This window comes from Verrucomicrobium sp. 3C, assembly GCF_000379365.1.
Lineage (GTDB): Bacteria > Verrucomicrobiota > Verrucomicrobiia > Methylacidiphilales > Methylacidiphilaceae > Methylacidimicrobium.
This window is the reverse complement of sequence record NZ_KB901875.1, coordinates 900,022-913,016: the sequence shown is the minus strand read 5'-3', so window position 1 is coordinate 913,016 and position 12,995 is coordinate 900,022. Positions and strand designations below refer to the sequence as shown.

The 12,995-nt window shown below is 60.2% G+C and carries 13 protein-coding genes; 8 read left to right on the top strand and 5 right to left on the bottom strand.

Annotated features, from left to right (window positions below):
- Nucleotides 1-5: 5 nt before the first annotated feature.
- The 5 genes from A37A_RS15905 (at nucleotide 6) to A37A_RS0105120 (ending at nucleotide 3,808) form a co-directional block, all read left to right on the top strand.
- Nucleotides 6-896, top strand: a complete 891-nt coding sequence (locus tag A37A_RS15905) for an SDR family oxidoreductase (RefSeq protein WP_018290456.1) — start codon at nucleotides 6-8, stop codon at nucleotides 894-896.
- On the top strand, nucleotides 880-1,449 hold the full coding sequence (gene dcd, locus A37A_RS0105135; protein ID WP_018290455.1) for a dCTP deaminase: 570 nt from the start codon (nucleotides 880-882) through the stop codon (nucleotides 1,447-1,449). The genes A37A_RS15905 and dcd overlap by 17 nt, the downstream gene beginning before the upstream one ends.
- 37 nt (nucleotides 1,450-1,486) lie before the next feature.
- Entirely contained in the window at nucleotides 1,487-2,545 is a 1,059-nt protein-coding gene (rlmN, locus tag A37A_RS0105130; protein WP_018290454.1) for a 23S rRNA (adenine(2503)-C(2))-methyltransferase RlmN, read from the top strand.
- Between the two features lie 73 nt (nucleotides 2,546-2,618).
- Nucleotides 2,619-3,230, top strand: coding sequence for a hypothetical protein (locus tag A37A_RS0105125; protein WP_018290453.1), 612 nt, complete (start codon nucleotides 2,619-2,621; stop codon nucleotides 3,228-3,230).
- 251 nt (nucleotides 3,231-3,481) lie between these two features.
- A complete protein-coding gene (locus tag A37A_RS0105120; RefSeq protein ID WP_018290452.1) occupies nucleotides 3,482-3,808 on the top strand; it encodes a DMT family protein in 327 nt (108 codons plus the stop codon).
- Between the two features lie 85 nt (nucleotides 3,809-3,893).
- Here the strand turns inward: A37A_RS0105120 and A37A_RS0105115 are convergent, their stop codons facing one another.
- The 4 genes from A37A_RS0105115 to cysK all read right to left on the bottom strand — a co-directional run bounded on the left by A37A_RS0105115 (nucleotide 3,894) and on the right by cysK (nucleotide 8,290).
- Nucleotides 3,894-4,436 carry an adenine phosphoribosyltransferase gene (locus A37A_RS0105115; RefSeq protein ID WP_018290451.1) on the bottom strand — a complete coding sequence of 181 codons (543 nt, stop codon included), beginning with the start codon at nucleotides 4,434-4,436 and terminating at the stop codon, nucleotides 3,894-3,896.
- On the bottom strand, nucleotides 4,433-5,269 hold the full coding sequence (locus A37A_RS15900; RefSeq protein WP_040888327.1) for an RNA polymerase sigma factor RpoD/SigA: 837 nt from the start codon (nucleotides 5,267-5,269) through the stop codon (nucleotides 4,433-4,435). Before A37A_RS15900 ends, A37A_RS0105115 begins: the two co-directional genes overlap by 4 nt.
- 385 nt (nucleotides 5,270-5,654) lie before the next feature.
- Nucleotides 5,655-7,004 (bottom strand): IS1380 family transposase, encoded by a 1,350-nt coding sequence (locus A37A_RS0105105; protein ID WP_051076246.1) that lies wholly within the window; start codon nucleotides 7,002-7,004, stop codon nucleotides 5,655-5,657.
- Between the two features lie 320 nt (nucleotides 7,005-7,324).
- On the bottom strand, nucleotides 7,325-8,290 hold the full coding sequence (gene cysK, locus A37A_RS0105100; protein ID WP_018290448.1) for a cysteine synthase A: 966 nt from the start codon (nucleotides 8,288-8,290) through the stop codon (nucleotides 7,325-7,327).
- A gap of 122 nt (nucleotides 8,291-8,412) precedes the next feature.
- Here cysK and A37A_RS0105095 point away from each other — a divergent pair, with 122 nt between their 5' ends.
- The 3 genes from A37A_RS0105095 to A37A_RS15895 all read left to right on the top strand — a co-directional run bounded on the left by A37A_RS0105095 (nucleotide 8,413) and on the right by A37A_RS15895 (nucleotide 11,476).
- Nucleotides 8,413-9,405 (top strand): glycosyltransferase family 9 protein, encoded by a 993-nt coding sequence (locus tag A37A_RS0105095; RefSeq protein WP_231363777.1) that lies wholly within the window; start codon nucleotides 8,413-8,415, stop codon nucleotides 9,403-9,405.
- A 53-nt stretch (nucleotides 9,406-9,458) separates the two neighbouring features.
- Nucleotides 9,459-10,280 (top strand): homing endonuclease associated repeat-containing protein, encoded by an 822-nt coding sequence (locus A37A_RS0105090; protein ID WP_018290446.1) that lies wholly within the window; start codon nucleotides 9,459-9,461, stop codon nucleotides 10,278-10,280.
- Nucleotides 10,281-10,342: 62 nt separating this feature from the next.
- The gene (locus A37A_RS15895; protein WP_020494041.1) at nucleotides 10,343-11,476 is read left to right on the top strand and encodes a transporter substrate-binding domain-containing protein; all 1,134 of its coding nucleotides are present in this window, start codon (nucleotides 10,343-10,345) and stop codon (nucleotides 11,474-11,476) included.
- Nucleotides 11,477-12,541: 1,065 nt separating this feature from the next.
- Here A37A_RS15895 and A37A_RS0105080 read toward each other — a convergent pair.
- Complete coding sequence (locus A37A_RS0105080; protein ID WP_018290444.1) at nucleotides 12,542-12,868, bottom strand: hypothetical protein; 327 nt, start codon at nucleotides 12,866-12,868, stop codon at nucleotides 12,542-12,544.
- Nucleotides 12,869-12,995 lie beyond the last annotated feature (127 nt).

Genomic DNA, 12,995 nt, shown 5'->3' with positions numbered 1-12,995 from the left:
GAAGAATGGGACGAGGGGCGAAGCAATCATTTCGAGGCTGCTCGGCGTGGATCACCGGTGCGTCTTCCGGGCTGGGAGCAGAGTTTGCCCGGCAACTCGCCCCGGAGGTCGCATGCCTGGTTCTCACCGCTCGTAGGGAAGAACGTCTTCGAAAGCTGGCGGAGGAGATCCGGCAAAGCCACCGGAAGGTGCAGATCATCGTGGCTCCCGCCGATCTGGCCGCTCCGGAAGGGATCGAAGCGGTGATCGATCTACTGGAGACCGAACGGGTCGAGGTGGATCTGCTGGTCAACAACGCGGGAGTGGGAGATTTCGGGCTCTTTTATCGCGCTGACTTCGGCCGCCTCCGCGACATGCTCGACCTAAACGTCAAGAGCTTCACGCTTCTCCTCTGGTGGTTGCTGCCGCGGATGATCCGGCGAGACAAAGGGTGCATCATCAACATCGGCTCAATTGCGGGCTTGCGCCCGCTTCCGTATTATTCGGCCTATGCGGCAACCAAGGCCTACGTCCACAGTCTTTCTCACGGATTGGAATGGGAGCTGGCAGGCACCGGCGTCACTCTGACCGAAGTTTGCCCGGCGGCGGTGGCTACCGAGTTCTTCGGGAATGCGGCACGGCGTCCGGAGGATCTCAAGGAGATCGGTGGCCCGCCCTTCATGTGGACCGCTCCCGAGAAGGTCGTTCGCTGTTCGCTCGAGGCAGCTCGGCGGGGAAAGTCGCGAGTCACGCCGGGATTGCTGCCCGCGCTTTGCGCGGCGATCTTCTCCTATGTTCCGCTCTCTCTGCTGGGGATCGTCTACCGGACCATTCTGTCGGAAAAGCGCAAGCCGGGCGGGGAATTGGCGGAAGAGCGGGTGTTCGTGGAGAAGCAGAGTGATGAGCGTCCACTCTGACTCTTGGATCCGGCGAAAGGCGCTGGAGGAGGGGATGATCGAACCCTTCGTAGAAACCCAAGTGCGACGGGCCTCCGCGGAAGAGCCGGTGGTCAGTTACGGGCTCTCCAGCTACGGCTACGACCTCCGCGTATCCAATGAGTTCAAGATCTTCACCAACGTGTTCCATACCGTGGTCGACCCCAAGCTCTTCGATCCCCGCTCCTTTGTGGATGTCAGGGCCGATGCCTGCATCATTCCTCCCAACTCCTTTGTCTTGGCGCGGAGTGTCGAATATTTTCGGATCCCCAGGAACGTGATCACGATCTGCTTAGGAAAATCGACCTACGCGCGGTGCGGGATCATCGTGAACGTGACCCCGTTCGAACCGGAGTGGGAAGGGCATGTGACCCTGGAAATTTCGAACACGACCCCGCTACCGGCGAAAGTCTACGCCAACGAGGGATTGGCCCAGGTCATCTTTCTAGAAGCGGCGGAACCGTGCGAGACTTCCTATGCCGATCGCAATGGGAAGTACATGCGGCAGCAGGGAATCACGATCCCCTTGCCGTAATCCCCAGAAGCGAGGCGGGTGAAGAGATCGCGTTGTCATGAAGCAACATCTTCTCGACCAGGCTCCCGAGGAGTGGGAGATGGAGAACGGCCCCGCCTATCGTCGGAGGGTTCTGAGCCAATGGGTGTTTGGAAAGCGCGCCACTTCTTTTGAGCAGATGACGAGCCTGCCTCTCCCTTTGCGGACGGAACTGGCCGGCCGCTACCAGCTGCGCTCCCTGCGATTGGCTCGCCGGCTGCAGAACGGCGACGGCGTTCAGAAGCTTCTTTGGGAGTTAAAAGGGGGCGAGGCGGTCGAGAGCGTCCTGATTCCTGCGGAATCCGATGCCGCTTCCCGGAGGCTAACCCTCTGCCTTTCGAGCCAAGTGGGCTGTGCCTACCGGTGCGTGTTTTGCGCGAGCGGCCTTCTTGGCTTCCGGCGCAACCTTTCCTCGGGCGAGATCGTTGAGCAACTCCTGCAAGCCGAAGAGATCGTGGGAAGGCGCGTCGACAACCTGGTGTTCATGGGGATGGGCGAGCCGCTCGCAAACTGGGAGGTCCTCCTGCGATCCCTACGGCTTCTCACGGCCCCTTGGGGTTTGGCTATGAGCCCTCGCCGGATCACGATATCGACCAGCGGATTGGTTCCAGAGATCCGAAGGCTGGCCGAAGAGCCCTTGGCCGTGGGGCTCGCCGTCTCTCTCCACGCGGCAAGCGATGCCCTTCGCTCCCGCCTGATGCCGGTCAATCGCAAGCATCCGCTGCCACTGCTCCTCGAAGCCTGCGACGAATACAGCCGAAAGAAGCGGCAGCGGATCACCCTCGAATACATTCTCCTTGCCGGAATCAACGACTCGGAGGACGAAGCTGCGCGCTTGAGCAGGATCGCCCGCAGGCTGCGGGCGAAGATCAACTTGATCCCCTACAACCGGGTAGATTCGTTGCCATGGAACTCCCCCTCCCCGGCCCAGGTAGACCGCTTCGAAAATCTCTTGCTCGAGAGCAGGTGCCGCGTCACGGTGCGGAGGCGGAAAGGGGAAGAGATCTTTGCGGCCTGCGGCCAGCTTCGCCTTGCGGCCTTTCCGGACTCCTCCCCAACGATCCAGGCTTGCCGCTGATCGACCTGGTTTTCCGGCCGTTGCCGTATTTGTTGCTGGCCCATCCTCGAAAAGGCCGGTACGTTCGCGAGCCATGGACCGCCGTTCGCCGGGAGTCTTCGTTCGGGTACCGTTCGGCGCTCTTCTTTTCCTCTTCGGGACTTTGCCCGCTTGGTGCGAACAGGCGAGGGAGCCATACACCCTGGGCAACCAGTTTTCCGTGATTCAGACCACTCAGGTCGATGGGGGAATGGCGATCGTGCAGCATCTCTATCGGGATGGCGATAAGCTTCGGCTCGAATCCCAGGAAGGTCCCGAAACGCCGATCATCATCTTGCGGAAGGATCAGAAGAAAGTCTACACGATCCTTCCGGCAAGGAAGCTCGTCCTGGAGAGCAGTTACCGGGACACGGGATCTGCGGCCAACCTGGGCCTTCCCGGAGAGGCTGGGGCCTCTTGGGTGTTTCAAGGGAAGGAGACGATCCGCGGACGTGCCTGCGCGAAGTACCGGATGAAAGGAAATCAGAAGAGCGCCTACATCTGGGTAGAGGAAGCCGGCAAGTTCCCTTTACGAATGGCTCCGGTGGACGGGAGGACCGTGGTCGATTGGGATCAGTATCAAGCGGGCCCGCAGCCGACCGATCTCTTCGAGCCCCCGGCGGATTACCAGAAAATCTCGATGAGCCTCCCCGACGGGCCACGGTAACTCCGTGGCCGCCGCCGGGGCCGGAAACCGGATCTTTCCCTAGCCTGGATGTCTCACAAAGTTCGTACCCGAGGCGGATGCGCCTGGATGCAAGGCGGGGCGCAGGTTTTCCCCCGGAGTTGTATGACGACATACTGCGAGGAAGGCCAAAAACCCAAGTCCCAACGAAGCAGACAGGTCTATTTCAGAAGCCGCAGGAGAATGCTTGGGAGACATCCAGGCTCAATTGGCGGTTCACAAGCAGGCTAAGCATGAAGACGATGCTCCTGCTGGTCGTCTCCAACATCTTCATGACTCTCGCCTGGTACGGGCATTTGAAGTTTCGCGACCAGCCGCTCCTGCTTGCGATTCTGGCAAGCTGGGGGCTTGCCTTATTGGAGTATGTCTTTCAGGTGCCAGCCAACCGGATTGGATCGTATGAGTTTTCCGTGACGCAACTCAAGGTCATGCAGGAGTGCATCACCCTCTTGGTCTTCACGGTCATGGCCTACTTTCTCTTTGGGGCCGTCCCTCGATGGAATCTTTTCGTCTCCTATGGTTTCCTGGTGGCCGCCGTCTACTTCGCCTTCAAGGGGTAATCGAAAGATCTCACGAATGTTCTCCTGCCGGTGGTAAAGCGGGGTTGCTCGCAAGCCGCAGGAGAACGCTTGGGAGAAACCGCGGCTAAGGAAACTGAAGGATCGAGTAGACCGGGTATCGGGAGATGCGCTCCTTGCCTTTGAGCCCGCACAGTTCAATCAGGAAACCCAGTTCGATCAGGGTGCCTCCGCAGCGCTCGACGAGCTTCGAGGCCGCCTCCGCGGTGCCGCCGGTGGCGAGAACATCGTCGAGAATCAGCACCTGCTCGCCCTTGGCCACCGCATCCCGGTGGATGGTCAACGTATTGAGGCCGTACTCGGAGGCATACTCGATCTCGAAAGTCTGGTAGGGGAGCTTGCCCTTCTTCCGGATCGGGATGAGCCCAATGCCGAGGGTATGGGCCAGAGCTCCGGCGAAGATGAAGCCCCGAGCGTCGATCGCGGCGATCTTGTCGATCTTTCGACGCTGATATCGTTCTAGGAAGATCGTCATCACCAGGCGGAAGAATTGACCGTCTCCGACGAGGGGGGTGATATCGCGGTAGAGGATCCCTTTTTCCGGGAAATCGGGAATGGTCCGCACCTTCGCTTTCAATCGGGAAAGAGTGCTTTTGAGAAGGAAAGTCATCGGACGAGTTGACGCTTCTCCTTCTTTTCCAGGGCGCGGCGCACTTTCCGCAGGGCGATGTTTTGGAGTTGGCGAATCCGCTCCCGGGTCACGTGAAATCTCTTGCCGATCTCCTCCAAGGTCATCTCCTCATTTCCCTCCAACCCGAATCGAAGGGCGAGGATCTTCCGTTCCCTGGCATCCAGGGCGGGCAAGAGCTCCATCACGGTCTTCTTCAGGTTCTCGCTTTGCATGATAGACGACGGATCAATGGCGTTTTCATCCTTGACCAGCTCCCCGAGGGACGTGCCGCCCTCCTCTTCCCCGACCGACGCGTTGAGCGAAGCCGGCTGAATGGCGATCGTGCGGAGCTCTCCGACCCGTGAAGCGGCAATGCCCATCTCATTCGCGAGTTCGTCGTCGGTCGGCTCTCGGCCGAACTCCTCGGCCAGCCGGATCGCTACCCGTCGCATGCGTGCGATCTTGTCCACGAGGTGGACCGGCAGGCGGATCGTCTTGCTCTGATTGGCGAGCGCACGCTTAATCGACTGCTTGATCCACCAGGCCGCATAAGTGCTCAGCTTCCCGCCTTTGGAAGGATCGAAGCGATCGACGGCTTTCATCAAGCCGATGTTTCCTTCGGAAATCAAGTCGAGCAGAGGCAGACCGCTGGTCGAGTAATCGTGCGCGATCTTCACGACCAGGCGCAGGTTGGCCTGAATCATTTTTTGGCGGGCGGCCGCATCGCCCTTCTGGATGCGATGCGCCAACTCCACCTCTTCCTCCCGCCGCAAGAGGGGGATCTGGCTGATTTCCCGCAAGTAGAGCTTGAGCGCAGAGTCGTTATCGATCATGCGGTATCTATGATGCGCGGGGTACCGCCCCAGTGTGTAGAATTGAGCCGAAGGAGCAGCTGCGCAATCAAAAACGACCGGCTCTGTTCCGGTAGCCGTGAACCGCTGGTTTGAGGGCGGGATGACGCGGAGCTTGGCGCTCTCGACGAGTAAGCTTAATCGCCATTTCTCACCAGTACGGGCTTTCGCACGAGAGGGGTGCTGATCGAGTCGCTTGCGAGGCGTTCCGGCCGCGAGGATCTCCTCGTGAGGCAGAATCGAGCAAGATTTCCGTTCGATTTGCCGTAACACGAGCACTGCAAAGGGCAAAAAGCCGGTTGTGGAGCAAGGCTCCGCCCGATCGTAGGCTTTGCGGAAGGAGAAGAACCGCGGTTTTGACACCTGCTCAGCAACGCAGCACTCGGAAGGCGTGGGTAAAGAGGCTTTTCCAAGGATAGGCGCTACTCATCGAGAGGAGGACGCGGCGGACGCTGACTCGGACCAGGGTGCCGATCTTAAAGAGCTTGAGCCGGAGGGTGTCGACCTGGGCCTCGGCCCAGTCCGTTCCTCGCAGACCCAGCCGTCGCAGCGCTTCGACCAGGGTGTAAGCGAGAGCCGAGAAGTAGAGGCGAAGTTGGTTGCTGGCCATCTGCGCGGTCGAGAGCCGGTCGGCAAAGAGGTAGAGCTGTTCCTTGATCCGATTCTCCATGTCGCCACGAGCACAGTAGAGCTTCTCGCAAAGGTCTTGGGCGGGCCACTCCTCGGAGGAAAGAGAGGTCACGACAAAGCGCGGATTCTCTCCCCTTTCCAGGTACTCGGCTTTGGCGACCACCCGACGCTCTCTCGACCAGGTGTTCAAGGTCCCATAGGCAAACTCGGTAAAGAAGCGGGCTGGCTTGCCACTCGACTCGCGCAGACGACGGGCTTGCTCCATCGAGGCCTCAATGGTCCGACACACGCGCTCATTGCGGGCGAAGCCGAAGAGGTAGTCGACTTGATTGGCTTCGCACCAGGCCATGATCTCTTCCCGGCAGAAACCCGAATCGGCCCGGAGCACGATCTTGACTCCAGGCCAACGGCTACGGAGTTGCCCCACGATCCGGCTCACCTCCGTAAGGGAGCCCGCCGACGCATCCTGGTTCGATGGCCGAAGCCGGACGCCAAGGAGTTGATCGTCGGCGAAGATGTAGAGCGGCAAATAGCAGTAGGAGTCGTAGTAACCATGGAAGAAGCGCTCCGGCTGGTGTCCGTAAAGAGGAATGTCGGTCGCGTCCAGATCGAGCACCACCTCCTCGGGGGGCCTGGGGTGCGATTCGAGGTAGAGATCGACCAGAAGCCGGTCGATCGCTTCGGCCGAGTAGTCGATCTTGTGGTAGCGCTCGCTTCGACCCACCAGTTCCAGCCGGTTGAGCGTGCTCTTGCCTGCCAGATCCTCCTCCAGATCGCTTTTCCCGCTCAGGAGAGCAACCAGCGGATCGGTCCGCAACTGCTCATGGTCGTTGAGGTCTTCGTAGCCCAGCGCAATCCCGAAGATGCGCTGGGCGAGCATCTCCCGTACCCGATGCACAATGCGTTTCGGATGGCGTCGATCCCGGAAGCAGCCCTCCAGCCGTCTTAACAAACCGATCTTCCGATCAGCTTCCCGCAACAGGATTGCGCCCCCATCGCTTGAGATCCGACCCGCGGTAAATCCCGCTTCCACTCGTCGCGAAAAATGATCTGTAAACGCAAAAGTCTCTTGGATACACTCTGTCATCGAAGGCCGTTTCTTTTTTCTGGTTGTAGTAACGTCTTGTTAACGCACTTATACCAGGGAAAGACGGCCTTTCCTATGCCCTTTTGCCGGATTTTTTGCCTCCCCCTATGCTCGTACTGGTGAGATATGCAGGTTAAGCTGCCTATCTCCCAAGCGTTCTCCTGCGGCTTGCGAAATAGAGCTGTCTGCTTCGTTGGGACTTGGGTTTTTGGCCCTCCTCGCAGTATATCGTCATACTACTCCGGGGGAAAACCTGCGCCCCGCCTTGCACCGAGGCCCATCCGCTGCGCCTCGGGCACGAACGTTGTGCGATAGGCAGGTTAGGCGGAACCCACACGGCGGCGGGCTTCTTCGGCCAGCGCGGTGCTCAAATACCGTTCGCCGGTGCTGGCTCCAACCGCGACGATCCGCTTCCCGCGGTTTTCCGGCCGTTTGGCTACTTCGATGGCGGCATGCACTGTCGCCCCCGTGGAAATGCCCGCCAGGATCCCCTCCTCTTCCGCCAATCGGCGGGCCATCGCAAGGGCATCGGCATCGGCGACCGGAAATGCTTCGTCGACGATGGAGAGGTTCAGATTCTTGGGAAGGAAGCCCGCTCCAATTCCTTGGATCTTGTGTGGACCCGGCTTGAGCGGCTCCCCGCGCAACGCCTGCGAGATTACAGGGGAACCGAGCGGCTCCACGGCGACCGTGCGAAAAGTGGGCTTGCGTGCTTTGATCACCTCTCCCACTCCGGTGATCGTGCCGCCCGTACCCACTCCAGAGACAAAAACGTCGATCGCCCCTCCCGTATCCGACCAGAGCTCTTCCGCCGTGGTGCATCGGTGAATTTCCGGATTGGCGGGATTCTCGAACTGCTGGGGAATCCACGAGTCGCTCCGCTTTTCCTTCAGGATCATGGCTTGGCGGATTGCTCCCGCCATTCCTTCCGCAGCCGGCGTGAGCACCAGGGCGGCTCCCAAGAGGGACAACAGGGTGCGGCGTTCCAGGCTCATGCTTTCTGGCATGGTCAGGGTGAGGCGATATCCCTTGGAGGCGGCAACAAAGGCCAGGGCGATCCCTGTATTTCCGGAAGTCGGCTCGATGATTTCGGTCTGCGGCGTAAGGAGGCCCGCCTTTTCGGCGGCTTCGATCATCGCGGCACCGATCCGGTCCTTCACGCTGCCGAGCGGGTTGAAGAACTCGGCCTTGAGTGCTACGGTGGCATCGATTCCCCGCGTGATCCGATTCAGTTGAATGAGAGGCGTGCGCCCGATCGTCGCGACAATGGAGGGAAGTATGGGCATGGTTTATTCTCTATAGAGTTGCGGAACATATGTCAAGACCAGACAGCGCACAAAAGGATAGAGCGATCGGCGCGGCGAATTTCGGTTTTCGGCCGGAATGGATTGGGGAAGGAGAGTTCCCTGTGCGCAAGATCCTGATTCTTAAGTTCAGCTCTCTTGGGGATGTCATCCAGGCACTGCCGGTGGCGGGGGGCTTGCGGCGCCGCTGGCCCTCGGCGGAGATCCATTGGATGGCATTTGGGGCGTACCGGGACCTCCTGGCAAACCACCCGGCGATCGATCGGTTTCTGGAATTCCCCCGCCGGAGGAAGACGCTGGGCGCTCTGCTCCGCGATCTCGCACGCTGTCTTGCCTCGGTTCGCCAAGAGCATTATGACCTGCTGTTGGACATGCAGGGCCTTCTGCGAAGCGGTCTTCTCTGCTTTCTGAGCGGGGCGAAGCGACGGATCGGTCCGTGGAACGGGCGAGAAGGCTCTATCCTCTTCTATCGAGAACGGGTCATGCCTCCGCCTCCGCCGGCTCGGGAGCGATATCTCGCCTTTCTTCGGTATTTGCGGGTGCCAGCCGGGCCCCTGGATTACGGCTTGAGGGCGGGACCTCTGGACATCCCAGGATTGCGGAAGGGCGGGTACGTGGTTCTCCACCCTTATGCGCGATGGAAGACAAAGCTCTGGCCCTGGCGATATTACGGCGAGCTCGCACGATCGCTTCCGCAGGTCCGCTTCGTGGTGATCGGAATCGGTCCATGGTTTCCGCTTGAGGAGAAAAACGTAGTGGACCTCCGTGGACACCTTTCGAATGACCGGATGAAGGCACTCCTGGGCAATGCGGCGGCGACGGTCGGTCCGGACTCCGGTCCCGCTCATTTGGCCGCAGCGCTCGGAGTGCCGACGCTCGTGCTTTTCGGTCCGACGGACTGGAGGGAATCGGCGGCCGTGGGAAAAGATGTGCGCGTGCTCTCCGCTCCGACGACCTGCGCGCCCTGCTGGCGGACTCGTTGTCCGCAGGCAAGGTCCGTCGCTTGTCTGTCCGATATTGCTCCCACGCGGATTCGCGAAGAGCTGAAAGAGATCTGCGAAACAGCCTCGCAAATGGCACGCCAAATGCTGTTATAAGGGAAAGTAATTGACAGGGAAATGCCCAAGGATTATTTTGCTTTTTAAAAGCGATGAAAACGATCGAAGCTCCGTTGGAAGGGAAGAATCGCGAATGGAGCGAGAACATTCTGCTTCGGGAGATCCGTGCGTGGCATGCACAGGGGCGTCCCCTCTACTCGCACTACATGCGGCAGCACTATCAGGAACTCCTCGCTGCCGGAATCCGCTACTTCGGCGGTTGGGGCAAAGCGGTGGAAGCCGCGGGAATTTCGTATGCAGAAGTTCGGCGTTACCAGCGATGGTCAAAAGAGAGCATCGTCGAGCGGATTCGCTCGCTTCATGCGCAGGGAACCGACCTCTCGTTCCGGTCATTGATGCTCAGTCCATACGCACCGATGGTCTATGCCGCGATCCGGCCGGCCTACTTTGGTAGTTGGAAGAACGCTCTGCTGGCTGCCGGGCTTGCTCCCGCCGACATTTATCGATATCGCTCCTGGAAAGAGGCGGATATCCTGCAGGAGATCCGGCACCTCCATGCCGAGGGTGAGGACTTAAGTTCCAAGTACATGGATGAGCGGGCCAACTCGTTGATCGCCACCGCCAGACGGCGGTTCGGGAGTTGGGGCGCCGCCGTAGAGCGGGCCGGGCTGGATTACGCGAAGATTCGGAAGCGGAAGCGCTGGACCGAGGCAGAGATCCTCAATCAGATTCGTATCCTGGCGAAGTTAGGAGTGCCGTTGACCAGCACGAAGGTGCGTAACCGGGAGCCGTCCCTGTTTGCGGCGGCCTGTAAGCGACGTTTCTTCGGGAGCTGGAGAGAGGCGGTCGAATCCGCCATCGGCAAAACCGGCAAGCGAACGGGGCATCACGGGCAGGGCCCTTCCGAGAACTAACGGAACCGCGCTTTCGGATGCATGGGCGGTCCTGAGGCTAGGAGAAAGGCGGCGCGGCAGCCATGGTGCGTGATCGTAGCGGGGATCGCACTCGACGCTGGCGGGCGTGGGCGAGCAGCGCCCTGTTCGGCTCTTTGTGGCTCTTCGGTGGGGATCTTTTTTCGGCAGCCGCGACCGACAACCGCCTCGGCGCCGTTCCCGCTCCCGCCGGAGTGCTGCGCGTCGGAACGAGCGAAGAGCCTCCGCTCGCCTGGCGAGACCCTTCGGGCGAATGGCAGGGCATGGCGATTGAATTGTGGCGTGAGATTGCGGGGGATCTCGGGCTCGCCTATCGCTTTGTCGATTTGCCGAGCGGCCCCGCCGCCGCGGTCCAGGAGCTCAAAGAAGGCCGGGTCGATCTCGTAGCGCTGGGAGTGGCCGTCACTCCGGAGCTGGCTCGCGAGATTTCGTACAGTTACCCGTACTATCCGTCTGCGCTGGCATTAGCCTTTCGTTCTGAGAGAACGAGCACCGCGTGGGCGGTCCTTCACTTCCTCTTCAGCCGGGAGTTCGCGTACGTGATGGGCGGGCTGCTTTTCCTCACCCTTCTTGCCGGCATCATGATTTGGCTGGTGGAGCGCGAGGAGAATCCGGACCATTTCGGCGGCAGGACGCTCCACGGTATCGGAAGCGCTTTCTGGTGGGCAGCCGTGACGATGACGACGATCGGCTATGGGGACAAAGTGCCCCGGACTCCGAAGGGGAGAGCAATTGCCTTGGTCTGGATGTTCGTGGGCGTTGTCTTGATCTCCTTTTTTACCGCGTGGGTGACGGCGGGCGTTGCGGTGGAAAAGATGAGCAACCAATCCCTCCAGGAACGGGGATTGGAGGGGTTGCGCTTGGCGTGCGTCAAGGGAGGGACTGGGGAAAAGTTTCTGTCCGGGGAAAAGATCCGCGCCCTGACATTGCCGACCGCCAAGGATTGCCTGGCCGCTCTGGTTGCCGGAAAAATCGACGCGGTTGTCTTGCGCGAACCCACGTTACGTTATTTGGTGCGAACCACCTATGCCGGAGAGATCGACGTCGTGCCACGAACGCTGGAACGCATCGATTATGCCTTTGCGTTTCCCCGCGGGAGCCCCCTGCTCGGACCGGTCAACGAAGCGATCATCCGGCGGATCGGCCGGTTGAGCTATCGGGTTCGCCACGGCCTTTGACCAGCATGTCTGGTGCGGCGTGAAAAAGGATGCACGGGACAGGCTGGTTAGCCGCCATTTCTCGTGCGCCGTGAAAAGGGTGCATCGCCCAGTGGGGAGGGAGTGATCTCCACCCGGCAACTATTGCTCCAGCCGGAAGCACTCGGAGCGGCTACTGGTGGTAACGCCAGCGGTCGAAGCCTCTGGGGGAAAAGGCCCGGGAAGCGGGTCAGCGAGCAAGCAGGCCCTAAGGAAAGTGAACGCTGAACAAAGCCTCGAAACGGGCAATGCGGACGCCGAGCTCGTGAGAAAGAAGCGAAGGCCGTTGTCTCCCTGGGAAGGAGAGCAATCGAAGCACTGGGGAGAGCCGCCGGGGTATTGGGCGAGGGCATGCGGGCAAAGGACGATGCATCAACACGGGAGGCCCATCTGGCCGGGAGCTCGGGTTGGCCCCGAGCGGACCGACCGCTGCCCTGCGAGGGGCCGAAGCGGGACCAGATGGGAGTCGGATAGGTCCATACTACCTGTGAGCTCGGAGAAAGTCCGAGGGAGGGAAGGGGCCTTAGTTCAAGGGAAACGTCGGAAGGAGCGAGAACGGAGAGTGGCGGTACGCCTACAACCTCCCTTGCGTGTTCGGAAGCTCCAGAGGACGTTGCACGAGAAAGCGAAGGCAAGTTCGACCTCCTCTCCCTCGGGAGCTGTACGTGGAGCTTACCGTGGGCATAATCCTGCGCCAACCTTGTCCGGAAGCCGAATGCGGGAAATCCGCCTGTTCGGTTTGATGAGCGGGGAGTGGAAACGGCCGATAGGGAGAGATACTCAGGCACTGTCATACCGAAAGGGGCAGCTCCCGCTATGGCTCTCCTACGTCGCACCGCGCCACTCCTCGACTCCACACAAGCTTTCTCCTGCGGCTTGCAAAATAGGCTCGTCTGCTTCGTTGGGCTTGGTTTTCCATCCTCGCAGTATGCCTCTCATACAGGTCCGGGGGAAAACCGGCGCCGCGCCTTGCATCCAAGCCCATTTGCGGCGCCTCGGCTACGAAATTTGTGAGAAATGGCGGTTAGGGAGTTGCGGGAAAGGTCGTCAAAAGAGCGGGATGAAAGCCAAGACTACGAGGGCAAGCAGCGCATTGACGGCGACTCCTACCGACGAGGATACCTTGGACGTCTTCCCTCGGCTTAAGGCCAAGGCGCCGACCAAGACACCAGAGGCATTGAGCATAAAGCCCGTCACCGCGCACAAGCCGAGAAATTCGGAAGTGAGCTCGGTCTGGCTGTCCGCTGCCCGAAGGATCAGTTCGAGGAAGCCGACCGCGATCCAGAAGAAGACCCCTCCGACCGCCAGGGCAACGGATAGCCGCCCTCCGATCGGACTGAGTTTCTCTGCTGCCTCGGGGAGGTGAACTGTCATGATAATGCAACGTTAACAGGTGGGCAGTTGCGCTAAAAGAGAAAAAGAAGTAAACGTCTTTTATTTTTGCCCTACGGCGGGCGACCGGCCGCTTGACAAAAAGGGGCCGCCCACGCATGAATGCAAC

Bases quoted from the DNA above. Each gene is read 5' to 3' on its own strand.
- A37A_RS15905 (WP_018290456.1), top strand. From the start codon at position 6: ATGGGACGAGGGGCGAAGCAATCATTTCGAGGCTGCTCGGCGTGGATC.
- dcd (WP_018290455.1), top strand. From the start codon at position 880: ATGAGCGTCCACTCTGACTCTTGGATCCGGCGAAAGGCGCTGGAGGAG.
- rlmN (WP_018290454.1), top strand. From the start codon at position 1,487: ATGAAGCAACATCTTCTCGACCAGGCTCCCGAGGAGTGGGAGATGGAG.
- A37A_RS0105125 (WP_018290453.1), top strand. From the start codon at position 2,619: ATGGACCGCCGTTCGCCGGGAGTCTTCGTTCGGGTACCGTTCGGCGCT.
- A37A_RS0105120 (WP_018290452.1), top strand. From the start codon at position 3,482: ATGAAGACGATGCTCCTGCTGGTCGTCTCCAACATCTTCATGACTCTC.
- A37A_RS0105115 (WP_018290451.1), bottom strand. From the start codon at position 4,436: ATGACTTTCCTTCTCAAAAGCACTCTTTCCCGATTGAAAGCGAAGGTG.
- A37A_RS15900 (WP_040888327.1), bottom strand. From the start codon at position 5,269: ATGATCGATAACGACTCTGCGCTCAAGCTCTACTTGCGGGAAATCAGC.
- A37A_RS0105105 (WP_051076246.1), bottom strand. From the start codon at position 7,004: ATGACAGAGTGTATCCAAGAGACTTTTGCGTTTACAGATCATTTTTCG.
- cysK (WP_018290448.1), bottom strand. From the start codon at position 8,290: ATGCCCATACTTCCCTCCATTGTCGCGACGATCGGGCGCACGCCTCTC.
- A37A_RS0105090 (WP_018290446.1), top strand. From the start codon at position 9,459: ATGAAAACGATCGAAGCTCCGTTGGAAGGGAAGAATCGCGAATGGAGC.
- A37A_RS15895 (WP_020494041.1), top strand. From the start codon at position 10,343: ATGGTGCGTGATCGTAGCGGGGATCGCACTCGACGCTGGCGGGCGTGG.
- A37A_RS0105080 (WP_018290444.1), bottom strand. From the start codon at position 12,868: ATGACAGTTCACCTCCCCGAGGCAGCAGAGAAACTCAGTCCGATCGGA.